The sequence below is a fragment of the Actinomadura macrotermitis genome (genome assembly GCF_009604375.1).
In the GTDB taxonomy this organism is placed as follows: domain Bacteria; phylum Actinomycetota; class Actinomycetes; order Streptosporangiales; family Streptosporangiaceae; genus Spirillospora; species Spirillospora macrotermitis.
In genome coordinates this window covers 273,131-294,984 of record NZ_WEGH01000004.1, presented here as the reverse complement: position 1 = coordinate 294,984, position 21,854 = coordinate 273,131, and the positions used below count along the sequence as shown (strand labels likewise).

Below are 21,854 nucleotides of genomic sequence, written 5' to 3'. Positions count from 1 at the left end.
ACGTCCTGTTCGCGAGATACCCCCTAGGGGTAAAAGAGAAGGGGTTCGGCCATGTGCGCCTGTCAGACCACCGTGACCATCGCCGCCGCCCCGCCGGCCGAGGCCCGCGCCGCGGCGGACGAGACCGAGGACCGCCGCGCCGCCCAGCGCGCGGAACAGCAGACCACAGACCGCTAGCCGCTCCCGCGGCCGTCATCGGGTCCCGGCGCCGCACCGGCGCCGCGACCCCGGAAGGAACCCCCGATGTCCTCCCCCGACCCCCGCCGCTGGTGGGCACTGGCCGTGCTCGCCGGGGCGCAGTTCATGGTCATCATGGACACCTCGATCATCGGCGTCGCGCTCCCGGAGATGCAGCGCGACCTCGGCTTCAGCCCGGGCGGGCTGCAGTGGGTCTTCAACGCCTACGTCGTCGCCCTCGGCGGCCTGCTGCTGCTCGGCGGCCGGCTGTCGGACCTGCTCGGCGCCCGCCGGGTCTTCGCCGCCGGCTGGGTCACCCTGATCGCCGGCTCGGTGGTGGCCGCGGCCGCCGGCGGGCCCGGCGTGGAGATCGCCGGACGGGCGATCCAGGGCGTCGGCTCGGCGCTCATCACCCCGTCCTCGATGACCCTGCTCATGGCGTTGTTCGGCGGCCGGCCCAAGGAGCTGCCGAAGGCGATGGCCTTCTACGGCACCGCCGCCCCGGCCGGCGGCACGGCGGGCGTCTTCCTCGGGGGCGTCATCGCCGAGTGGCTGAGCTGGCCCTGGGTGTTCGTGATCTACGTGCCGATCGGTCTGCTGTCCCTGGCCGTCGTCCCGGCGCTGCTGCCCGCCGTCCCCGGCCGCCGCAGCGGGCTGGACCTGGCCGGCGCGGCCGCGGTCACCGGCGGCCTCGCCCTGGCGGTCTACGCCATCGTCCAGGCCCCCGGCAAGGGCTGGACCAGCGCCGCGACGCTGCTGGAACTGGGCGGCGCGATCCTGCTCCTGGCGGCCTTCGTGGCGGTCCAGCGGGCGCTGCGCAACCCGCTCATGCCGCTGCGGATCTGGCGCACCCCGAACCTGGCCGGCGCGAACCTGGCGATGACGCTGCTCGGCGCCGCGTGGATCCCGATGTGGTACTTCCTCAACCTCTACCTGCAGCAGGTCCTCGGCTACGGCGCCTTCTCCAGCGGCGCCGCACTGGTGCCGATGACCGCGCTGATGATGGTGCTGATGGTCGGCGTCACCGGGCGGCTCATCGCCCGGTTCGGCACCAAGCCCCTCATCGCCACCGGCCTGGCGGTGCTGGCCGGCGGCCTGGCGATCCTGTCCGCCGTCAGCCCCACCGGGAACTTCTGGGCCGACGTGCTGCCCGGCTCGCTGGTGTCGGCGGTCGGGATGGCGCTGGTCTTCATCCCGGCGATGATGGCCGCGATCGGCGGCGTCGGCCCGCAGGACGGCGGCCTGGCCTCGGGCATCGTCAACACCACCTACCAGATCGGCTCGGCCGTCGGCCTGGCCGCGATGACCGCCCTGGCCACCTCGCACGGCGCCGACAGGCTGGGGAACCTGCCCGCCCTCACCGACGGGTTCCAGGCCGCCTTCGTCGGCGCGGCGATCGTCGCCCTCAGCGGCGCCGCGCTGGCCCTGGTCACCCTGCGCACCCCCAGGCAGACCCCCGCGACCGAGGAGGACCCCGCCCTGGCCAAGACCGCCGCCTGAACCGGCCCGCACCCTGATCGGCCGAGGCCGCCCGCGTCACCACGCGGGCGGCCTGCACCGTGGAGTAACCTCCTACACGTTGTAGGAGCTATGAGGAGGCCCCCCATGACCAGCCATGACCACCACGAACACGGGCACGAGCACGCCGCACATGACCACGCCGGGCACGGGGGAGCGGTGACCTGGGCGGCGGCGGCCCAGGCGACCCTGCACTGCCTGACCGGCTGCGCCATCGGCGAGGTGCTGGGCATGGTGCTCGGGACGGCGTTCGGCTGGTCCAACCTGGTCACGATCATTGCGGCGATCGTGCTGGCCTTCTTCTTCGGTTACGCGCTGACCATGCGCGGGGTGCTGAAGGCCGGGCTGCCGCTGCGGGCGGCCGTCGGGGTCGCGCTGGCCGCCGACACCGTGTCGATCGCGGTCATGGAGGTGCTGGACAACGCCACCATGGTGGTGATCCCCGGCGCGATGCACGCCGGCCTCGGCGACCCGCTGTTCTGGGGCGCGCTGGCCCTGTCGCTCCTGGTGGCCTTCCTGCTGACGACCCCGGTCAACCGCTGGATGATCGGGCGCGGCAAGGGGCACGCCGTCGTGCACCGGTACCACCACTGACCTCCCGTCCCCCCGCGCTCCGGCAGAATGAGGGGAGGACGGAGGTGGCCGTGTGGCCGGACTGGGCGGATCCCTCGAGCGCTCCATCATGGAGGCGCTGTGGGCGGCCCCCGGACCCCTGCGGGTCCGCGAGCTGCTGGACGGGCTGAACGAGAAGGCGGCGAAACCGCTGGCGTACAACACCGTGCAGACCGTGACGGAACGGCTCGCGCAGAAGGGGATGCTGCGCCGCACCCCCGACGGCCAGGCGTTCCGCTACAGCCCGACCCAGGCGCGCGAGGAGTACGCCGCCCGGCTGATGCTCGACGCGCTCACCGACGCCCCCGACCACGGCGCGATCCTCGCCCGCTTCGCCGAGAGCGTGCCCGCCGAGGACGCCCGGCACCTCCTGGACGCCCTGCGCCGGCGCGCCGCCGGCGGCGGGCCCGGGGCATGACCGCGTGATCGGCGCGGTGGCCGCCCTGCTCGCCGCGGCCGTCCTGCTCGGCTGCTCGGCCGGGCCCGTCCTGGACCGGCCGTGGCGGTCGGCCGGCCCCGGCGCGGTGGCCGCCTGCTGGGCGGCCGCGCTCGCCGGCACCGCCGTCGCGTGCGCCGGGGTGGTCGCGGTCGCGCTGCTCGCGCCGCCGGCGCCCGGCCACGGCCTGGTGGAGTGGCTGCGCGACTGCCTGCCGCACCACCGGCACGGGGCGGTCGCCGCGGCGGCCGCGGCGAGCCTGGCGCTCGCGGCGGCCTGCGCCGCCCGGCTGCGGCGCGGCCTGCCCCGGCTCGGCCGGGCGGTGCGGCACCGCCGCCGGCACCGGGAGATGCTGCGCCTGGTCGCCCGCGAGCACGGCCGCCACCCCGACGTCCTGGTGCTGGACCACCCCGTCCCGGTGGCCTACTCGCTGCCCGCACGGGAACGTTCCATCGTGGTGAGCACCGGCGCCCAGCGGGCGCTCACCGCCGACGAGCTCGGCGCGGTCCTGGCGCACGAGCGGGCGCATCTGCGCCGGCGCCACCACGCGCTGCTGCTCATGCTCGACCTCGTCCACGCAGTGCTGCCGTGGTCGCCGACCGTCCGGCGGGCGAAGGCGCGGCTGCCGCTGCTACTGGAGCTGGCCGCCGACGAGGCGGCGGTGCGCGCCTGGGGGAGCCAGGCCCTGGCGGGCGCCCTGCGCCGGCTGGCGGCGGCGCCCGGGGCGGCGCACGCGCTCGGCGCGGCGGGGCCGGGCGAAGGGGGGCTGGCCGAGCGGCTGCTGCGGCTGGAGGCCGGCGTGCCGGACCGGCCGCGCCGGGCCGCCCGGGCGGCGGCCTGGGCCTTCGCCGCGGGTGCGGTCGTCCTGCCGCCCGCCGCGGCGGCCGTCGCGATCTTGAAACTGTCCGCACCCTGCTGAGGCGTTTCACCGCCGTCTCGGGTGGCAGGAGTACATCTGCCGTGCGAGAAGGGGGCTCACCATGGGGAAGATCGACCGGATCGCCGAGCCGTGGGGCACGCGGACGCCCTACGGGCCCGGGCAGGAGTGGCCGTCCCGGGTGGACGCCTTCCTGGAGGAGGGCGCGGCGGTGGAGCGCTGGGTGCCCTCGGCGTCGATCCTGCACTCCAACGGCGACGCCCTGGACATCGCGGTCGCGGGCGGCCGCATCGTCGGGGTGCGGGGCCGCGCGGACGACCGCGTCAACCGCGGGCGCCTCGGCCCGAAGGACCTGTACGGCTGGCAGGCCGGGCGGTCCTCCGACCGGCTGGCCCGCCCGCTGGTCCGCGACGGCGACCGGCTGGTGGAGAGCGACTGGGACACCGCGATGGACCGGATCGTGCGGCGCTCCAAGGAGCTGCTGGACGAGCGCGGGCCGGGCTCGATCGGCTTCTACACGAGCGGCCAGCTGTTCGCCGAGGAGTACTACACGCTGTCGGTCGTCGCGCACGCCGGCGTCGGGACCAACCACCTGGACGGCAACACCCGCCTGTGCACCGCCACCGCCGCGGCCGCGCTGAAGGAGTCGTTCGGCACCGACGGGCAGCCCGGCACCTACGCCGACATCGACCACGCCGACGTGATCGCGTTGTTCGGCCACAACATGGCCGAGACGCAGTCGGTGAGCTGGGCGCGGATCCTGGACCGCCTCGCCGGGCCCGAGCCGCCCGCGCTGGTCTGCGTCGACCCGCGCCCGACACCCGTCGCCCGCGCCGCGACCGTCCACCTGGCGCCGCTGCCGGGCACCAACGTCGCGCTGATGAACGGCCTGCTGCACCAGATCATCGAGAACGGCCACATCGACCGGGAGTACATCGACCGGCACGTCGTCGGGTTCGACGAGCTGGCCGAACGCGTCAAGGACTACCCGCCCGAGCGGGCCGCCGAGATCTGCGACGTCCCGGCCGCCGACATCCGGCGCGCCGCCGAGGTCCTCGGCACCGCGCGGCGGCTGCTGTCCACCGTGCTGCAGGGCTTCTACCAGTCGCACCAGGCGACCGCCGCGGCCGTGCAGGTCAACAACCTGCACCTGATCCGCGGCATGCTGGGCCGGCCGGGCTGCGGGCTGCTCCAGATGAACGGGCAGCCGACCGCGCAGAACACCCGCGAGTGCGGCGCCGACGGCGACCTGCCGGGCTTTCGCAACTGGGCCAACGACGAGCACATCGCCGACCTCGCCCGCATCTGGAACGTCGAGCCCGACGCGCTCCCGCACTACGGCCCGCCGACGCACGCCATGCAGATCCTGCGCTACGCCGAGCAGGGCTCGCTCGGGATGCTGTGGATCAGCGGCACCAATCCGGCCGTCTCGCTGCCCGAGCTGGCGCGGGTGCGCTCGATCCTGGCGCAGGAGCGGCTGTTCGTGGTGGTGCAGGACATCTTCCGCACCGAGACCGCCGAGCTGGCCGACGTGGTGCTCCCGGCGGCGACCTGGGGCGAGAAGACCGGTATCTTCACCAACGCCGACCGGACCGTCCACCTGTCGGAGAAGGCCGTCGAGCCGCCCGGCGAGGCCCGCGCCGACCTGGACATCTTCCTCGACTACGCCGCGCGGATGGACTTCCGCGACAAGGACGGCGCGCCCCTGGTCAAGTGGCACGACCCCGAGTCGGCGTTCGAGGCGTGGAAGGAGTGCTCGCACGGCCGCCTCTGCGACTACTCCGGGCTGAGCTACGCCAGGCTGCGCGGCCCGAGCGGCGTCCAGTGGCCCTGCAACGACGAGCACCCCGACGGCACCGAGCGGCTGTATGCCGACGGCGGGTTCTGGAGCGCGCCGGACGTTTGCGAGAGCTACGGCCGCGACCTGGTCACCGGCACCCCCGTCGAACCAGGCGAGTACCGGGCGCTGAACCCCGGCGGCAAGGCGATCGTGAAGGCGGCGGCGTACCTGCCCCCGCACGAGGCGCCGGACGCGGACCACCCCTACGCCCTCATCACCGGCCGCACGCTCTACCACTTCCACACCCGCACCAAGACCGGCCGCGCCCCGCAGCTGGACGCCGCCGCGCCCGAGGTCTGGGTGGAGGTCGCCGCCGCCGACGCGGCCGCCCGCGGCCTCGCCGAGGGCGACCTGGCCGAGGTGACGACGCCGCGCGGCACCGTCCACGCCAAGGTCCGGGTCACCGGCATCCGCGAGGGCGTGCTGTTCCTGCCGTTCCACTACGGCTACTGGGACCGCGCCCCGGACGGCGGCCACGACCGGGCGGCCAACGAGCTCACGCTCACCGACTGGGACGCCGCCTCCAAGCAGCCGATCTACAAGACGGCCGCGGCCCGCATCGCCCTGGCCGAGCGCGGCACGGGCCCGTCGGCCGCGCCCACCACCACGGCCTCCGCGCCCCTCGCCGCGGCCGGGGCGCCCACCAGCGGCGGGACGGCCGCGCTGGCCGACGAGCAGCCGGGAGGAACGCGATGAGCGTCGCGGCCGTTCTGCGCGAACTGCACGCCCACGAGCAGGAGCTCGCCCACCGGCTGCTGCGGGTGTCCGAGCGGCACCGGCCCGAGCCCGAGATCCACCACCTGGCCCGCGACCTGGCGGGCTGGTCGCGGCGGCACCTGGTCGAGATCGCCGGGACCGGCCGCCGCTTCGGCCTGGACCTGGATCCCGACCCCGCCGTGGAGCCGGGCCTGGCCGCGCGGCTGCGGGAGAAGGGCGGCGAGCTGGCCGGCCGCCGCCCCGAGCCGGGCCTGCTGCTGCTGCACGACCTGCGCGGCGTCCACGTCCAGGCGGCGGAGGTGTCCGTCGACTGGGTGATGATCGCGCAGGCCGCCCAGGCGTCCAGGGACGGCGACCTGCTGGCCCTGACCGACCGGTGCCACCCCGACACCCTGCGGCAGATGCGCTGGGCCAACGCCCACGTCAAGGTGCTCAGCCCGCAGATCCTGCTGAGCACCTGAGCCGGGGCCGCGGCTCAGAAGGTCTCGACGTACTCCTCGGCCGGCCCGAGCTCGGGCGCGTCGCGCAGCTCGATCCGCTCTCCGAGGCGCTCCAGCTCCAGCAGGGTGACGGTGTTCTCGCCCCGCACCAGGAAGGGGGCGGGCAGGTAGTGCGTCACCTGCGGGCCGATCTCCCAGTAGCGGCCGAGCAGGGCGCCGTTGACCCAGAAGAAGCCCTTGCCGAAGCCGGGGAACGCCAGGAAGGCGTCGGCGGGCTCGTCCACGGTGAACCGCGCCGTGGCGAACCCCGCGCCGCCCCGCGGCCCGGCGGCGGAGACGGCGCGCCCGAGGTCGGCGGCGGTCCACTCGTCGAGCGGCAGGGGGTGCATCGTCCAGCCGTGCACGAGGCGGCGTCCGACCAGGACGCCGCCCAGGATGCCCTTGCCCTCGCCGAGGCGCGGCCCGTAGTTGATGCGCCCCTGGTTCTCGACCAGCAGGTCGAGCCGCACCTGCGCGCCGGCGCCCTCGACGGTGAGCGAGGCGGTCTCGCGGTCGAGCACGCCGGCCGGCGCGCCGTCGACGAAGACCTGGGCGCGGTCGTGCAGCCCGCGCACCGTCACCTCGTTGGCCCCCCGGGGCAGCCGCGGGTGCGCGCGGTAGAGCACGAGCCCGGACGCCTGCCCCAGCTCCTCGAAGGCGAGCGGGTGCGGGGAGGGGACGGGGGCCGACACCGCGTCCAGGGCGGCGAGCAGGCCGGCGCCGCGGGTGACGCCGATCCCGCGGGGCGCCAGCAGCGGCGGGTCGGCGGGCAGGGGCCGGTCCGCGGTGCCGGTCACGGCGCGCAGCCGGTCGCGGATCGCGAAGAACTTCGGGGTGAGGGCGCCGTGCTCGGCGATCGGCGCGTCCGAGTCGTAGCTGGTCACGGTCGGCTGGAGGGCGTCGCCGTCGTGGTTGGCGCCGGCCCAGAGCGCGAAGTTGGTGCCGCCGTGGGCCATGTAGACGCTGACCGAGCCGCCGAGGCCGAGGATGTCGGCGAGCGTCCCGGCCGCGCCGTCGACCGGGCGGACGTGGTGCTTCTCGCCCCAGTGGTCGAACCAGCCGTTCCAGAACTCCGCGCAGACGAACGGCTCGCCCGGCCGGCGGGAGCGCAGCAGCCGCGCCGCCTGGTCCGCGCGGGAGCCGAACGTGGCGGTCGCCAGCTCGCCGGGCAGGGCGCCGCCGTCGAGCATCAGGTCGGTCGGCCCGTCCGCGGTGTAGAGCAGCTCGGTGATGCCGCGCTCGACGAGCGCGTCCCGCAGCCAGCGCAGGTAGCGGTGGTCGTCGCCGTAGCTGCCGTACTCGTTCTCGATCTGCACCGCGACGACGGGGCCGCCGCGGGCGGCCTGGAGGCCGGCGAGCCGCGGGATCAGCTCGTCGAACCAGCGCGCCACCTCGGCCAGGTAGGGCGGGTGCGAGGAGCGGACCCGCATCCCGGGCGTGCCGGTCAGCCAGGCGGGCAGGCCGCCGTTGTCCCACTCCGCGCAGATGTAGGGGCCAGGCCGCGCGATCACGTCGAGGCCGGTCTCCTGGGCGAGCCGGACGAAGCGCTCGACGTCCTGCCAGCCGTCGAAGCGCGGTCGGCCGCGCTCGCGCTCGTGGAAGTTCCACGGGACGTAGGTGTCGACGGTGTTCAGCCCCATGGCGGCGACGCGCTCCAGCCGGTCCGCCCACTGCCGGGGGTGGACCCGGAAGTAGTGCAGCGATCCGGCGAGGACGCGGTGCGGCCGGCCGTCGCGCAGGAGCTCGCCGCCCGGGTAGGACAGGACGGCGGCCGGGCGGGACCGGGCGGCGGGGGGCTGCAGGAGGGTCACTTGATGGCTCCGGCGGTCATGCCGGAGCGCCAGAACCGCTGCAGCGCCAGGAAGGCGGCGAGGAGCGGGACGATCGACACCAGCGATCCGATGACCACGAGCGGCGGGGGCACCGCCACGTGGCTGGCGTTCCAGCCGACCAGCCCGACGGTGACGGGCTGCAGGTGGTCGTCGCCGAGCACCATGGCGGGAAGCAGGTAGTTGTTCCAGATGTCCACGAACTGGAACAGGAAGATCGTCACCAGGGCGGGCAGCATCATGGGCACCGCGACCGAGCGGAAGATGCGCAACTCGCCCGCCCCGTCCAGGCGGCACGCCTCGACCACCTCGTCCGGGACGCTCTGCGCCGCGAAGACGCGGGCCAGGTACACCCCGAAGGGGCTGACGACGCTGGGCAGCAGCACCGCGAGCGGGTTGTCGATCAGGTGGACGCCCGAGAACATCAGGTAGAGCGGCAGCGTGAACAAGATCTTGGGCACCAGCACGGCGGCGAGGACCGCGCCGAACAGGACGCCGCGCCCCCGGAACTCGTACTTGGCGATGGTGTAGCCGGCCAGGGCCGACAGCGCGGTGCCGGCGAGGGCGCCGATCCCGCAGTAGGCGACGCTGTTGAGCATCCACCGCCAGAAGATCCCGTCGCTCTGCGCGGTGAGCTCGGCGATGTTGTGGAACAGCCCGAAGCCGTCGAACCAGAGCCCGTTGCCGCTGAACTGCTCGCCGAACGGCTTGGTGGCGGAGACGAACAGCCACCAGAGCGGCAGCAGGAAGTAGAGGCTGGAGAGCGTCAGCAGCAGCATGACGACGGCCCGGCTCGTGAAGGTGGTGTCCCGGCCCGACCGCGGCCGGGACGGGACGGCCCTGCCCGCGCTCATGCCCTGCTCCTCTCACCGGTCGCCTTGAAGAAGAAGAAGGACACGACGCCGACCAGCACGGCCAGCACGACCGACTGCGCGGCGGCGTAGGGGTAGTTCCCGGCCGCGACGGCGGCCTGGGCGGACATGATCGGCGTGAAGGTCGAGGAGACCGACCCGCCGGAGACCGGCTGCAGGACGGCGGGCTCGTTGAACAGCTGCGCCGATCCGATGACGGAGAAGACCGCGGTCAGGACCAGGGCCCCGCGCACCGCCGGGATCTTGATGCTCCAGGCGATGCGCGGCGCGGAGGCGCCGTCCATCTTCGCCGCCTCCAGGATCTCGGCCGGGATCGACTGCAGCGAGGCGTAGATGACGATCATGTTGTAGCCGGTCCAGCCCCAGGTCACGATGTTGGCCACCGACCACAGGACGGCACCGCCGCCGAAGAACGGGATATGCAGGCCGAGCGGCTCCAGCAGGTGGTTGACCGGGCTCGACTGCGGCGAGTACATGAACGACCAGATCAGCGCGCCGCTCACGCCGGGGACCGCGTAGGGGACGAAGCCCGACAGGCGGAAGAACCCCTTGCCGCGGGCGGACCTGGAGTCGATCAGCAGCGCCAGCCCGAGCGCGAGGAGCAGCATCACCGGCACCTGGACGACGCCGAAGAGGGCGATCCGGCCGAGCGAGGACAGGAACTCCCGGTCGCCGAACACCTGGGCGTAGTTGCCGAGCGGGTCGAACACCTTCGTCGGCGCGGTCAGCCCGAGGCCCGACCGGTGGACGGTGAACAGGCTGCTGACGGCGGCGTAGCCGATCGGCGCGACGTACATGGCCGCGAAGAGCACCATGAAGGGGGCGCAGAACAGCAGCGGCGTGCGCCGGCCCCGCCGGGCGCCGCGGCCCCCGCGCCGGCGCGGCGGCGGGGCGGGCCGCCCGGCGGCGGCCTCGGCCGTCGGGGCGAGGTTGGTCATCGGTTCGTGTCCTAACGTTCCGCGGGCGCGGAGCGGCGGCCGCGCGGGCGCGGCCCGCCGCTCCGGCGCGCGATCACTGGGAGACGCTGAGGTGCTGGTTCTTCATCTCGGCGATCGTCTTGTCCTGGGCGGACTGCAGGGCCTCGTCGAAGGTGCCCTTGCCCGACCACGCCTTGCCGAGCCCGTCGTCCAGGTCGGCGGCGGTCTTGGTCATGACCGGGCCCCACCGCCAGTCGGGGTTGACCTTCGGCGCGGCCTTGGCGAAGACGTCGAAGATCTTCTGGCCGCCGAAGTAGGGGTCGGCCGCGCCCAGCTGCGGCAGGTCCAGCAGCGCCTTGGCGGCCGGGTACACCGCGGCCTTCTCCACGAGCGTCCCGTAGGCGCCCCGGTCGGTGCTCATCCAGTGCGCGAACTCCCAGGCCGCCTTCGGCGTCTTGCAGCCCTTGAGGACGGCGGTGGCCGACCCGCCCGCGTTGCCGACCTGCTCGGCGCCCGCGGTCCACTGCGGCATCGGGGCGACGGCCCACTGGCCGGAGCCCTTCTTGGCGCTGTCCTTCAGCACGCCGGCCTGCCAGACCGCGCCGACCACCGTGGCGATGTCCCCGTTGCCGAGGCCGGTGTACCAGGCCTGGTCGTACATGGGCGCGCTGCTGACCAGGCCCTTGGCGACCAGCCCCTGCCAGTAGGAGGCGATCTGCTTGTTGGCCGGCGAGGCGAGCGTGACCTTCCAGGAGTCGCCCTCCACGCCGAACCAGGAGGCGCCGGCCTGCCAGGCGAGGCCCGAGTAGTCGTAGTCCATGTAGGGCGAGGTGATGTAGCGGTGCGGGCCGGAGGCGTGGATCTTCTCGGCGGCGGTCCGGTACTCGTCCCAGGTGGCGGGCGGCTTCAAGCCGAGCGAGTCGAAGACCTTCTTGTTGTAGAAGAGCGCCATCGGGCCGGTGTCGACGGGGGCGCCGAAGACGTTGTCGCCGAGCGTGACCGACTTCCAGGCCGCGTCCTGGAACTCGCCCTTGGCCGCGTTCGCGTACTTCGCGACGTCCTGGAGGGCCCCCTGGGCGGCGAAGCTCGGCAGCGTCTCGTAGCCGAGCTGGGCCAGGCACGGCGCGTTGCCCGCCTTGACCGCGTTCAGCATCTTCTGGTAGCCGCCCTTGGCGCCGGGCTGGACCTGCTGGTAGGTGATCTGCGTGCCGGGGTGAGAGCCGTTGAACGCGTTGACCGCGTCGGCGTAGCCCGGAGCCCACCCCCAGAACGTCATCGCCGCCTTCTCGCCGCCGCCGCCCTTGCCGGCGTCGCCCGAGCCGGAGCCGGAACACCCGGCGAGCATGAGCGCGACTGCGGCCGCACCCGCCATGCGCATGGTCAGCTTCTTCACGGTCTCTCCTTCGAAGTAGGGGGAGAGAGGACCCGGCCCTCCCGGGGCCGGTCGCGATGCTGGGACAGACCGTGCGCTCCAGCACCGACGCGGCGGGTTCGCCGGCGTGGTGGAACTATGGCACACGATGTTATCGATGCCAATAGGTGTCCAGCAGGAGTTCTTTCGCTTACGGGAAAGGGTCGCCGCGGCCATGAGCGCGCTATCATCACCACGGCCGACCAGGAAGGGACCCATGGACAAGCGCAGTGGGGACGGCGGCGGACGCCCTCCCGGGATGGCCGATGTCGCCCGGGTCGCCGGGGTGTCCCCGCAGACGGTGTCGCGGACCCTGGCCGGCCATCCCAACGTGCTGGAGGAGACCCGGGCGAAGGTCCTCGCGGCCGTCGAGCAGCTCGGCTACCGCAAGAACAACGCCGCGCGGGTGCTGTCGTCGGGCCGCAGCCGCACCATCGGCGTCGTGACGCTGCAGACCGGCTTCTTCTCGCGCGCGGCCGTCATGTACGGCATCGAGAGCGCCGCGCGCGAGGCCGGCTACTCGGTCTCCAACGCCACCACCGCCTCCCTGGACACCTCCGCCATCGAGGACGCGCTGTCGCGGCTGGTGGAGCAGGGCGTCGAGGGCGTCGTGCTCGCGGTCCCGCTGATCCACGTGAGCCGGCGCATCGAGCAGCTCACCCGCTCGATGCCCACCGTCGCCATCGACGGCTCGCGCACCTCGGCCACCGAGGTCGTCGCCGTCGACCAGGCGCAGGCGGCGCGCCTGGCGACCCGGCACCTGCTGGAACTCGGGCACGAGACCGTCTGGCACGTCGCCGGGCCGGGGCAGTGGCTGGACGCGGCCAGCCGCGTCCAGGGCTGGCGCGACACCCTGGAGGAGGCGGGGCGGGCCGTCCCGCCCGAGCTGGAGGGCGACTGGACCCCGGCCTCGGGCTACCGGAGCGGCCTCATCCTGCGCCAGATCCCCGACGTCACGGCGGTGTTCGTGGCCAGCGACGAGATGGCGTTCGGCGTCATCCGGGCGCTGCACGAGGCCGGCCGGCGGGTGCCGGACGACATCTCCGTCGTGGGCGTGGACGACATCGCGCTGGCCGAGTACTGCTCGCCGTCGCTGACGACCGTGGCCCAGCCGTTCCCCGAGATAGGCGCCATGGCCGTCTCCCACCTGATGCGCCACCTGGCGGACCGGGACGCCGTGCCCGAGCCCACCTCCGTCGAGCCGGCCCTGATCGTGCGCGCCAGCACCGCCCCGGTCCGCCGGGGCTGACCGGCGACAGGCCCGCCGTCCCCGCCCGTGGTGCGGGGGACGGCCGGTCAGGCGTGCCACCGGTCGGCGGCGGCTGCCGGGTGCAAAGCGATATCACCAGCAGGGATGGCTTTTTCCGGGCAGCGATGATATCGATATCATCCACCGTCCCGGTTCCGTGGTGTGAGCCGCCCGCGCCTCCGGGCCCTTCGGCGCGCCGTCCGATGCGGCACGTGTCCGCCCGCGTCCCCTCGCCGCCAGTTCGTGCTTGAAGTTGCTCGATTCTGCGCCATAGGGTGCAGTAACAATCATCGTGTTGCCTGGAGGTTGTTCGTGTCCCACGTCGACGAAGAGATCGCGAGCCAGCCGGAGTGCTGGGAGCGGGCCGCCGAACTGGCCGGCCCGCAGGCCGCCGCGCTGCCCGCCCCGGGAGAGCGCGTCGCCGTCGTCGGCTGCGGCACCTCCTTCTACATGGCGCAGGCGTACGCGTCCCTGCGCGAAGGCGCCGGGCAGGGGGTCACCGACGCGTTCGCGGCCTCGGAGTTCCCGGCCGGCCGCACCTATGACCGGGTGCTCGCGCTGAGCCGCTCGGGCACGACGACGGAGGTGCTGGACCTGCTGGCCCAGGTAGCGGACGGCACCGCCACCACCGCCGTCATCGCGGACCCCGACACCCCGATGGCCTCGCTGGTCGGCTCCGCGATCGTGCTGGACTTCGCCGACGAGCGCTCGGTGGTGCAGACCCGCTTCGCCACCTCCGCGCTCACCCTGCTGCGCGCGCACCTCGGCCTGCTGCCCGGCACCGCCGTCGCGGACGCCCGCACGGCGCTGGCCGACACCTCCCTCGGCGAGCTGGCCGGCTGCGCTCAGTTCACCTTCCTCGGCCGGGGCTGGACGGTGGGCCTGGCCAACGAGGCCGCGCTGAAGATGAAGGAGGCGTCGCTGTCCTGGACCGAGTCGTACCCGGCGATGGAGTACCGCCACGGCCCCATCAGCATCAGCACCACCGGGACGGCCACCTGGATGATCGGCACCGCGCCGGCCGGCCTGGCGGGCGACGTGCGCGCCACCGGGGCGCGGTGGGTCCAGGGGGAGCTGGACCCGCTGGCCGAGCTGGTCCGGGTGCAGCGCCTGGCCGTCGCCGTCGCCGCGGCGCGGGGGCTGGACCCCGACCGGCCGCGCCACCTGACCCGCTCGGTCGTCCTCGCCGGCGGCTGACCTCCATGAGCGACATCATCGCCCTGGACGTCGGGGGGACCAGCATCAAGGCCGCCCTGCTCGGCGAGGACGGCGAGATCCGGTGGTGGCGGTCCCGGCCCACCGGCGGGGAGCACGGGCCGGACCGCGCGGTGGAGACCATCGCCGGCTTCGCCGCCGGCCTCTGCCGTGAGGCCGCGCGGAACGGCCGGCCGGCGGCGGCCGTCGGGCTCGCCCTGCCCGGCATCGTGGACGAGAGCGAGGGCACCGGCGTCTACTCGGCCACCCTCGGCTGGCGCGCCGTGCCCTTCCGCGACCTGGTCGCCGAACGCACCGGGCTGCCGGTGGCGGTCGGCCACGACGTGCGGGCCGGGGGAGTCGCCGAAGGGCGGCTCGGCGCCGGGCAGGGGCGGGACCGCTTCCTGTTCGTGGCGATCGGCACCAGCATCGCCGCCGCCCACGTCACCGCCGGGCGGGCCGATCCCGGCGCGCACCACCGCAGCGGGGAGATCGGCCACCTGCCGGTCCGGCCGCAGGGCGAGCCCTGCCCCTGCGGCGCCCGGGGCTGCGCGGAGCGCTACGCCTCGGCCGCCGCGGTCGCCCGCCGCTACGCGGCCGCGACGGGGGAGCACGCCGAGCCGGAGGAGATCGCCCGGGCGGCCGCCGCGGGCGAACCGGCCGCCGCCGCCGTCTGGCGGGAGGCGGCCGAGGCGCTGGCCGACGCCCTGCTCGTCGCCTGCACCGTCGTCGACCCCTCGCTCGTCGTGGTGGGCGGCGGGCTGGCCGGGGCCGGCGACCTGCTGCTCGATCCGGTGCGCCGCCACCTGCGGCGGACCGCCACCTTCCAGGTGGTGCCCGATCTGGTCCGCGCCCGCCTCGGCGATCGCGCCGGCTGCATCGGCGCGGGCCTGCTCGCCGGCGACCTGCTCCGGGCACGCCGGACCGGCGCGGCGGCCCGCCCATGATCGTTACCGTGACGCCGAACCCGGCGCTGGACGTCACCTACCGGCTCCCCGCCCTCCGGCCGCACGCCGCCAACCGGGTGGCCCACGTCGCCGCGCAGGCCGGCGGCAAGGGCGTCAACGTCTCCCGGGTCCTGCACGCGCTCGGCCGGCCGACGCTGGCCGTGCTGCCCCTGGGCGGCGAGACGGGCCGGGCCGTCCGGCGCGACCTCGAGGAGGCGGGCGTCCCCCACGAGGCGGTCTCCATCGAAGGGGAGACCCGGCGCACCGTCGCGGTCGTGGACGACGTCGACACCACCATGCTCAACGAGGCCGGCCCGCACGTGGAGGAGCAGGAGTGGGCGGCCCTGCGCGCGCGGGTCCTGCAGCTCCTCCCGGCCGCCCGGGTCCTGGTCGTCTCCGGCAGCCTCCCGCCCGGGGTGCCCGCCCAGGCGGGCGCCGGCCTGGTCGAGCTCGCGCACGCCCGCGGCGTGCCGGTCATCCTGGACGCCGACGGCCCCGCGCTGGTCGCCGGCCTGGCCGTCCGCCCCACCGCCGTCAAACCGAACGCCGCCGAACTGGCCGCGGCGACCGGCATCGACGACCCCGCCGCGGCCGCGGCGGCCCTGCTGGAGGCGGGCGCGCAGGCCGTGGTCGCCTCGCTCGGGCCGGACGGGCTCCTCGTCCGCACCCCCGAGGGCTGCTGGCGGGCCCGGCCGCCCGGCGGGGTCGCCGGCAACCCCACCGGGGCCGGTGACGCCGTGGTCGCCGCGCTCGCGACCGGGCTCGCCGAGCGGGCCCCCTGGCCGCTGATCGCCGCCGACGCCACCGCCCTGTCCGCCGCCGCCGTCCTGGCCCCCCGGGCCGGCGCCTTCGACGCCGACGCCTACCGGCGCTTCGCCGCGGCCATCCGTGCCGAGCGCCTCACCCCGGCCTGACCGCCCGCCCCTCTGGAGGACCCCCATGACCCTGGCCGCAACCGGCGAGCTGCTCACCGCGGCCGCCGACCAGCACCGCGCCGTCGCGGCGTTCAACGCCATCACCCTGGAACACGCCGAGGCCATCGCCGAGGGGGCCGAGGCCGCCGAAGCCCCCGTGATCATCCAGATCAGCGAGAACGCGGTGAAGTACCACGGCGGCCGCCTGCTGCCACTCGCCCGCGCCACCGCCGAGGTCGCCAAGGAGGCGGCCGTGCCGGTGGCGCTGCACCTGGACCATGTGAAGAGCACCGCTCTGCTCAGGCAGGCGGCCGACTGCGGGATCGGCTCGGTGATGTACGACGCGGCGCACCTGCCCTACGAGCGCAACCTGGCGGAGACGCGCGACGCGGTCCGGTGGGCGCACGAGAACGGCCTATGGGTGGAGGCCGAGCTCGGCCAGGTGGGCGGGAAGAACGGCGAGCCGCCGCTGGACGCGCACGCCCCCGGCGCCCGCACCGATCCCGGCGAGGCCCGGGAGTTCGCGGCCGCCACCGGCGTCGACGCGCTGGCCGTCGCCATCGGCAGCTCCCACGCCATGACCAGCCGGACCGCGCGGCTCGACCACGACCTGCTCGCGCGCCTGCACGCGGCCCTGGACGTCCCTCTGGTCCTGCACGGCTCGTCCGGCGTGCCCGACGAGGAGCTGACCAGGGCCGTGGCCGGCGGCATCACCAAGGTCAACATCGGCACCGCCCTCAACATCGCCATGACGACGGCCGTCCGCACCCGGCTGGCCGCCGGCGCCGGCAGCGACCCGCGCCCCTACCTGGCCGAGGCCCGCCAAGCCATGGCCGCCACGGTCACCCGCCTCATCGGTGTGCTGAACACCCCGGCCGCCGCCCGCCTCTGATCACGCGCGCGGGACCGGGCCGCTGCTGTCGCGCACGATCAGCTCGGGCGGCAGCGGCCGGGGCGTGCCCACCGGTTCGCCCGGCGCGGAGACGGCGCCCAGCAGCAGCTCGATCGCCTGCCGCGCCATCTCCCGCGTCGGAAGGGCCACGCCGGTGAGCGCCGGGCGCGACAGCGGCCCTGCGGGGTCGTCGTCGTAGCCGACCACCGACAGGTCGCGCGGCACCGAGCGGCCGGCGTCGCGGGCCGCCTGCAGCGCGCCGGCGGCGAGGACGTCATGGGTGGCGAAGAGTGCGGTCGTGTCGGGATCCGCCGCGAGCGCGGCGCGCGCGGCGGCGATGCCGCCCGCCAGGCCGGCGGAGGCGGGCACCAGGTGGACCGCGCTGTCGGGGACCGTCAGGCCGTCGTCGGCGAACGCGCGCCGCAGGCCCGCCACGCGGCGGCCGTGGGCGGGACCGGCGAGGACGGCCACCCGTTCGTGCCCGAGTTCCCGCAGGTGGCGCCCGGCCAGGTGGCCGCCGAGCTCGTAGTCGATCGTGACCACGGGGAACCGGCCGGGGAGCTCGGTCTCCCATGCGCAGAGCACCACCGGGAAGCGGGCGCCGGCCGGCAGCGGCAGCCGGCCGGGGAGGTCCTGGTCGCCCGCGATGAGCAGCCCGTCGACCGACCGGCTGGTGAGGCCGGCCAGGTGCTGCCGGGCGCGCCCGCCGTCGCGGCGGGTGGTGCACAGCAGCAGGTGGTAGCCCTGCCGCCCGAGCGCGTCCTCGGCCTCCTCGACGACGTGCGCGTAGAAGGCCGTGGTGACGGTGGGGACGAACAGGCCCACGGTCCGCGTGCTGCCGGTGGCCAGCGACCGGGCCACCAGGTTCGGGGTGTACCCGAGCTCGTCGATCGCGGCCCGCACCCGCGCCTCGGTCTCCGGGCGCACCGCGACCCGGCCGGTGACGACGTTGGAGACGGTCTGTTTCGTGACGCCGGCGCGCCGGGCCACATCCTGCATCGTCACCAAGGGCGCCCCGTCTTCCGCCGGCCGAGTCCAGGCGCCCGCACCGTATCCCCGCCGGGGGAGCCCGTCAAGATCCCTCCGCTCATGCGCGAAAGAGCGTGCAATCGGGGAACTCCGTGCAGGAAATTGCAGAAGCCTCTTGTTTTACCGGTCAAATGAGACGTAGCGTGCCGAGCCATGAGCGGTCCTCAGCACGGACCGCTCGCGGGGGACTGAGAGCCGGCCGAGCCGGGTGTCAGGTGGTGCACCGTCCGCATGGACCGCCGCAGGCAGGCGCGGTCCCGACACGAACCCAGGAGTACCCGTGTCCATTCCCCGACCGAGGCGCACCGGCCTGGTGATCGCCGGCCCGGCGCTCGCCCTGGCCATCGGCGTCGTTCCGGCGGCCACACCGGCGTCGGCGGCCCCGTCAGCGGCCCCGTCCGAGGCGACCTACACCGTCAGCGTCGGCGCGAAGGGGTCCTGGACCCATCCGGACGACACTCCGGCCAGTACCTACGTCGACAAGGACGGCACCTTCTACTTCCAGCAGGCCCACGCGCTCTACGGGGCGTCCGAGGGCCGCGCGTGGAGCTTCTTCACAGGTACGAACCTCGATACCGCCACCCTGTCCGGCACCATCAGCAACGCGGTCAATCCCGCCAACTCCGCCGACAAGAACAACGACACGACCTGGCGGTGCAACAACAGCCCGACCGGCCTGGAGGCCACCGCCCCGCCCGCCGGATCGAGCTACTCCCAGAAGAACTTCTGCGACCTGACCAACGTGTGGGCCGACCCGGACACCGGCGACTGGTACGGGCTGGTGCACAACGAGTTCACCCCGCAGCCCTTCGGCGACGGCCTGCACTACGACTCGATCGACTACGCGGTCTCCACGAACCAGGGCCGGACGTGGTCCATCAAGGGCCACGTCATCACCTCGCCGTACAGCACCAAGCGGGGCGACACCGCGGCCTTCCCCCAGCAGACCTACCACTACGGCGACGGTGACCCGAGGCTGTTCGTCGACACCGCCTCGGGTTACTTCTACGTCTACTACGGCTCGCGGATCGTGGAGAAGGGCGGCGGCTGGAAGGCCTTCCACGAGCACGTGGCCCGCGCTCCGATCTCCGCCAAGATGGCGCCCGGATCATGGAGGAAGTGGTACGGGGGATCGTGGTCGGAGGCCGGTGTGGGCGGCCGGGAGAGCAACATGGTGCCGGTCGGCTCCACCAGCGCCACCGGCTACACCCCGGTCTCGGGCGAGTACGACCCGGCCAACAGCGGCACGGTGAGCCAGCAGGTCGCGGCGGGCAAGATGCCCCCGACGTCCCCGCTGTTCGTCATGGACGTCACCTACAACGCCTATCTGGGCCTGTACATCGGCGAGCCGCAGGCGGTGAACCAGGACGGGACGGAGCCGCAGCACTTCTACGCCACCGATGACCTGGCCACCCAGAAGTGGTTCGAGATCGGCACCACGGGCAGCGGCTACACCACCGCGTCGTGGTACCGCTGGTTCCTCGACGGCGTGAACAAGACGAACTCCGGCATCGTCGGCAAGTCCTTCCGCTCCTACTGCTCGTTCGGCTGCTCGGGCGGCTCCTCCGGCGAGTACGTCAACGTCACGATCGGCTCGTCCGCGCCCGCCGCGCCGGTCACCTCGGGCAGGGCCTACCGGATCACCGGCGGGGGCGGCCGCGTCCTCGCCCAGGTCTCCGGCGGCTCCGGCACCACCTCGCTGGCCGCCGCCACGGGGTCGGACCTGGAGTCGTGGATCTTCACCGCCAACGGCGACGGCTCGTACCGCGTCGCCAACGCCGGCACCGGCCGGCTGCTGGGCGTCGACTCCACCACCGCCGCCGGTCGCGCCTGGGGCGCCAAGCCCACCGTGACCGCCGCCGGGACCGGCGGCCCCACCGCCGGACAGCAGTGGTTCGTCGTTCCCGGCGCCGCGGGGACCCACCGGCTGGTCAACCGCTACAGCGGCCTGGTGATCGGCCTGTCCGCCGCCTCCGGCCGGCTCGCCGAGACGACCCCCGCCCGCTCCTGGACCGACGCGACCGGCGGCGGCGTCGGCGGGGGGCGCACCGCCGCCGAGCAGACCCTGACGCTCACCCCGGTGGGGACGGCGCCCGGCTCCCTCGACGGCACGCACACGCTCGTCACGGGCGGCAAGGCGCTGGAGGTCCCCGGCCACAGCACCACCGCCGGCGTCCAGCTCACCACCTATGCCGGGAACGGCGGCGCCAACCAGAGCTGGAAGTTCACCCGGCAGCCCGACGGCTCCTACGAGCTCGTCAACGCCGAGTCGGGCTTGTGCGCCGATGTCGACGGCGGCTCGGCCGCCGCGGGCGCCAAGGTGATCCAGTGGCCCTGCAGCGGAGGCGGCAACCAGCACTGGACCGTCGGCCGCCAGGCGAACGGCGCCTACACCGTCGCCTCGGTGAAGAGCGGGCTGCTGCTCACCACCGCGTCCGGCTCCGACGGTTCGCCGGTGACGCAGCAGCCGGACGCCGGCTCGTCCCTGCAGCGGTGGACGATCGGCTGACGGCGCTCCGCGGCGGCGGGGCCGGATGCCCGGATCCCGGGCATCCGGCCCCGCCCGTGCCGCCGGCGTCCCCGGCCGCGCGGGCGGGCCTTACGGCGTGTCCGGAAAGGGCGGTGTAGCGGAGATCACGTTGACCCTGATTCAAAAAGACATGATCGTCTCTTTGGAGTGAGAGGGAGCCGCGCCGCCGCCGAGGCGGCCGCCCCCCGGCGAAGGGACACCATGATCAGGTCTGCACTCTTCGGAACCGCCGCGGCGCTGGCGCTGGCGCTCGCGACCGCCTCCCCGGCAGCCGCCGACGGCGACCCCAAGGTGAAGGTCGCCCAGGCGCGCGAAGGCAAGGGCATCCCCGGCCAGTACATCGTGACGCTGAAGAAGGACGCCTCGGCCGGGACCGCGCTGGCGAGGGCGGACGTGAAGCGCCCCCTGCACCGCTACACCAGGGCGCTCAACGGGTTCGCCGCCAAGCTGTCGGCCAAGCAGCTGGACAGGCTGCGCCGGGACCCGCGGGTGGCGTCGATCGAGCAGGACCAGTACGGGACGATGTCGGGCACCCAGGTGAACCCGCCGTCGTGGGGGCTGGACCGCATCGACCAGGCGCACCTGCCGCTGGACAGGTCCTACACCTACACGTCCACCGGCGCCGGCGTGCACGCCTACGTGCTCGACAGCGGGATCAAGACCGACCACCCCGAGTTCGGCGGCCGCGCCGACGTCGCCTACGACGCCCTCGGCGGCGACGGGCAGGACTGCCAGGGCCACGGCACCCACGTGGCCGGCACCCTCGGCGGCTCGACCTACGGCGTGGCCAAGGGCGTCAGCCTGCACTCGGTGCGGGTGGGCGACTGCTCCAACACGATCCTGTCCGCGATGATCGCGGGCATGGACTGGCTGACGGCCCACCACGCCTCGCCCGCGGTGGCCAACGTCTCCTCCAGCTGGCCGAAGTCCGACAGCCTCGACGCCGCCACGAACCGGCTCGCCGAGTCGGGGGTCTTCGTCTCGGCCGCGGCCGGCAACGGCGCCGACATCGGCGTGTTCTACATCCGCTTCGACGCCTGCGGCTGGTCGCCCGCCAGCGCCGCCGGCGCGACGACGGTCGCCAACAGCACCAGTGGCGACAAGCAGGCGCGCAGCAGTAACTACGGCTCCTGCGTCCACCTGTACGCGCCTGGCACCGACATCGTCTCGGCCAATTTCCGCGGCGGCTACGTCCCGATGACCGGCACCTCGATGGCCGCCCCGCACGTCGCCGGGGCCGCGGCCCTGTACAAGGCCGTCCACGGCGACGCCGACTACCGCACCATCCGCTCCTGGCTGACCTCCCACGCCGCCTCCGGCGTGATCGACCAGGTCGAGACCAGCACGCCTAACCTGCTGCTCCAGATCCAGGACCTCTGATCCGGGGCCCTGGCGGGAGAGCGGCTCTCCCGCC

At 74.4% G+C, this 21,854-nt stretch carries 19 protein-coding genes; 14 read left to right on the top strand and 5 right to left on the bottom strand.

Translation table 11 applies throughout. The features are described from left to right. Positions 1 to 51 precede the first annotated feature (51 nt). The 7 genes from ACRB68_RS42185 (at position 52) to ACRB68_RS29860 (ending at position 6,638) form a co-directional block, all read left to right on the top strand. On the top strand, positions 52 to 177 hold the full coding sequence (locus tag ACRB68_RS42185; protein ID WP_268890496.1) for a hypothetical protein: 126 nt from the start codon (positions 52 to 54) through the stop codon (positions 175 to 177). A gap of 66 nt (positions 178 to 243) precedes the next feature. Further along, entirely contained in the window at positions 244 to 1,677 is a 1,434-nt protein-coding gene (locus ACRB68_RS29885; RefSeq protein ID WP_153538418.1) for an MFS transporter, read from the top strand. 105 nt (positions 1,678 to 1,782) lie between these two features. Continuing rightward, entirely contained in the window at positions 1,783 to 2,289 is a 507-nt protein-coding gene (locus ACRB68_RS29880; RefSeq protein WP_153538417.1) for a DUF4396 domain-containing protein, read from the top strand. A 52-nt stretch (positions 2,290 to 2,341) separates the two neighbouring features. Continuing rightward, on the top strand, positions 2,342 to 2,725 hold the full coding sequence (locus tag ACRB68_RS29875) for a BlaI/MecI/CopY family transcriptional regulator (protein WP_328594951.1): 384 nt from the start codon (positions 2,342 to 2,344) through the stop codon (positions 2,723 to 2,725). Between the two features lie 4 nt (positions 2,726 to 2,729). Continuing rightward, positions 2,730 to 3,662, top strand: a complete 933-nt coding sequence (locus ACRB68_RS41650) for a M56 family metallopeptidase (RefSeq protein WP_153538416.1) — start codon at positions 2,730 to 2,732, stop codon at positions 3,660 to 3,662. Positions 3,663 to 3,723: 61 nt separating this feature from the next. Then, positions 3,724 to 6,156, top strand: coding sequence for a molybdopterin oxidoreductase family protein (locus ACRB68_RS29865; protein WP_153538415.1), 2,433 nt, complete (start codon positions 3,724 to 3,726; stop codon positions 6,154 to 6,156). Further along, positions 6,153 to 6,638 (top strand): hypothetical protein, encoded by a 486-nt coding sequence (locus ACRB68_RS29860; protein ID WP_153538413.1) that lies wholly within the window; start codon positions 6,153 to 6,155, stop codon positions 6,636 to 6,638. Before ACRB68_RS29865 ends, ACRB68_RS29860 begins: the two co-directional genes overlap by 4 nt. Positions 6,639 to 6,652: 14 nt before the next feature. On the opposite strand, the gene ACRB68_RS29855 is transcribed toward ACRB68_RS29860, so the two are convergent. The 4 genes from ACRB68_RS29855 to ACRB68_RS29840 form a co-directional block, all read right to left on the bottom strand. Next, positions 6,653 to 8,467, bottom strand: coding sequence for a glycoside hydrolase family 35 protein (locus ACRB68_RS29855; RefSeq protein WP_328594950.1), 1,815 nt, complete (start codon positions 8,465 to 8,467; stop codon positions 6,653 to 6,655). Next, a complete protein-coding gene (locus ACRB68_RS29850; protein WP_153538411.1) occupies positions 8,464 to 9,339 on the bottom strand; it encodes a carbohydrate ABC transporter permease in 876 nt (291 codons plus the stop codon). Before ACRB68_RS29850 ends, ACRB68_RS29855 begins: the two co-directional genes overlap by 4 nt. Then, positions 9,336 to 10,295, bottom strand: a complete 960-nt coding sequence (locus ACRB68_RS29845; protein WP_153538409.1) for a carbohydrate ABC transporter permease — start codon at positions 10,293 to 10,295, stop codon at positions 9,336 to 9,338. Before ACRB68_RS29845 ends, ACRB68_RS29850 begins: the two co-directional genes overlap by 4 nt. Positions 10,296 to 10,368: 73 nt before the next feature. Next, positions 10,369 to 11,667 (bottom strand): ABC transporter substrate-binding protein, encoded by a 1,299-nt coding sequence (locus ACRB68_RS29840; RefSeq protein ID WP_207709863.1) that lies wholly within the window; start codon positions 11,665 to 11,667, stop codon positions 10,369 to 10,371. A gap of 235 nt (positions 11,668 to 11,902) precedes the next feature. Between ACRB68_RS29840 and ACRB68_RS29835 the strand changes: the two genes are divergently transcribed. From ACRB68_RS29835 to ACRB68_RS29815, 5 genes are all read left to right on the top strand, one after another. After that, on the top strand, positions 11,903 to 12,934 hold the full coding sequence (locus tag ACRB68_RS29835; protein ID WP_207709862.1) for a LacI family DNA-binding transcriptional regulator: 1,032 nt from the start codon (positions 11,903 to 11,905) through the stop codon (positions 12,932 to 12,934). A 312-nt stretch (positions 12,935 to 13,246) separates the two neighbouring features. Further along, on the top strand, positions 13,247 to 14,131 hold the full coding sequence (locus tag ACRB68_RS29830; RefSeq protein WP_328594949.1) for an SIS domain-containing protein: 885 nt from the start codon (positions 13,247 to 13,249) through the stop codon (positions 14,129 to 14,131). 5 nt (positions 14,132 to 14,136) lie between these two features. Then, the gene (locus ACRB68_RS29825; RefSeq protein WP_153538403.1) at positions 14,137 to 15,075 is read left to right on the top strand and encodes an ROK family protein; all 939 of its coding nucleotides are present in this window, start codon (positions 14,137 to 14,139) and stop codon (positions 15,073 to 15,075) included. Positions 15,076 to 15,083: 8 nt separating this feature from the next. After that, complete coding sequence (locus ACRB68_RS29820; RefSeq protein ID WP_328594948.1) at positions 15,084 to 15,989, top strand: 1-phosphofructokinase family hexose kinase; 906 nt, start codon at positions 15,084 to 15,086, stop codon at positions 15,987 to 15,989. A 25-nt stretch (positions 15,990 to 16,014) separates the two neighbouring features. Next, complete coding sequence (locus tag ACRB68_RS29815; RefSeq protein ID WP_153538399.1) at positions 16,015 to 16,881, top strand: class II fructose-bisphosphate aldolase; 867 nt, start codon at positions 16,015 to 16,017, stop codon at positions 16,879 to 16,881. Here ACRB68_RS29815 and ACRB68_RS29810 read toward each other — a convergent pair whose 3' ends face one another. After that, entirely contained in the window at positions 16,882 to 17,880 is a 999-nt protein-coding gene (locus tag ACRB68_RS29810) for a LacI family DNA-binding transcriptional regulator (protein WP_235960536.1), read from the bottom strand. A gap of 310 nt (positions 17,881 to 18,190) precedes the next feature. Here ACRB68_RS29810 and ACRB68_RS42640 point away from each other — a divergent pair, with 310 nt between their 5' ends. Together ACRB68_RS42640 and ACRB68_RS29800 are read left to right on the top strand one after the other, a co-directional pair. Then, a complete protein-coding gene (locus ACRB68_RS42640; RefSeq protein ID WP_207709860.1) occupies positions 18,191 to 20,419 on the top strand; it encodes an RICIN domain-containing protein in 2,229 nt (742 codons plus the stop codon). Between the two features lie 222 nt (positions 20,420 to 20,641). Beyond that, positions 20,642 to 21,820: a S8 family peptidase gene (locus ACRB68_RS29800; protein ID WP_153538395.1), complete on the top strand. Its 1,179-nt coding sequence runs from the start codon at positions 20,642 to 20,644 to the stop codon at positions 21,818 to 21,820. Positions 21,821 to 21,854 lie beyond the last annotated feature (34 nt).

Coding starts and splice junctions, on each gene's coding strand:
- ACRB68_RS42185 (WP_268890496.1), top strand. CDS start 52: ATGTGCGCCTGTCAGACCACCGTGACCATCGCCGCCGCCCCGCCGGCC.
- ACRB68_RS29885 (WP_153538418.1), top strand. CDS start 244: ATGTCCTCCCCCGACCCCCGCCGCTGGTGGGCACTGGCCGTGCTCGCC.
- ACRB68_RS29880 (WP_153538417.1), top strand. CDS start 1,783: ATGACCAGCCATGACCACCACGAACACGGGCACGAGCACGCCGCACAT.
- ACRB68_RS29865 (WP_153538415.1), top strand. CDS start 3,724: ATGGGGAAGATCGACCGGATCGCCGAGCCGTGGGGCACGCGGACGCCC.
- ACRB68_RS29860 (WP_153538413.1), top strand. CDS start 6,153: ATGAGCGTCGCGGCCGTTCTGCGCGAACTGCACGCCCACGAGCAGGAG.
- ACRB68_RS29850 (WP_153538411.1), bottom strand. CDS start 9,339: ATGAGCGCGGGCAGGGCCGTCCCGTCCCGGCCGCGGTCGGGCCGGGAC.
- ACRB68_RS29845 (WP_153538409.1), bottom strand. CDS start 10,295: ATGACCAACCTCGCCCCGACGGCCGAGGCCGCCGCCGGGCGGCCCGCC.
- ACRB68_RS29835 (WP_207709862.1), top strand. CDS start 11,903: ATGGACAAGCGCAGTGGGGACGGCGGCGGACGCCCTCCCGGGATGGCC.
- ACRB68_RS29825 (WP_153538403.1), top strand. CDS start 14,137: ATGAGCGACATCATCGCCCTGGACGTCGGGGGGACCAGCATCAAGGCC.
- ACRB68_RS29815 (WP_153538399.1), top strand. CDS start 16,015: ATGACCCTGGCCGCAACCGGCGAGCTGCTCACCGCGGCCGCCGACCAG.
- ACRB68_RS29810 (WP_235960536.1), bottom strand. CDS start 17,880: ATGCAGGATGTGGCCCGGCGCGCCGGCGTCACGAAACAGACCGTCTCC.
- ACRB68_RS29800 (WP_153538395.1), top strand. CDS start 20,642: ATGATCAGGTCTGCACTCTTCGGAACCGCCGCGGCGCTGGCGCTGGCG.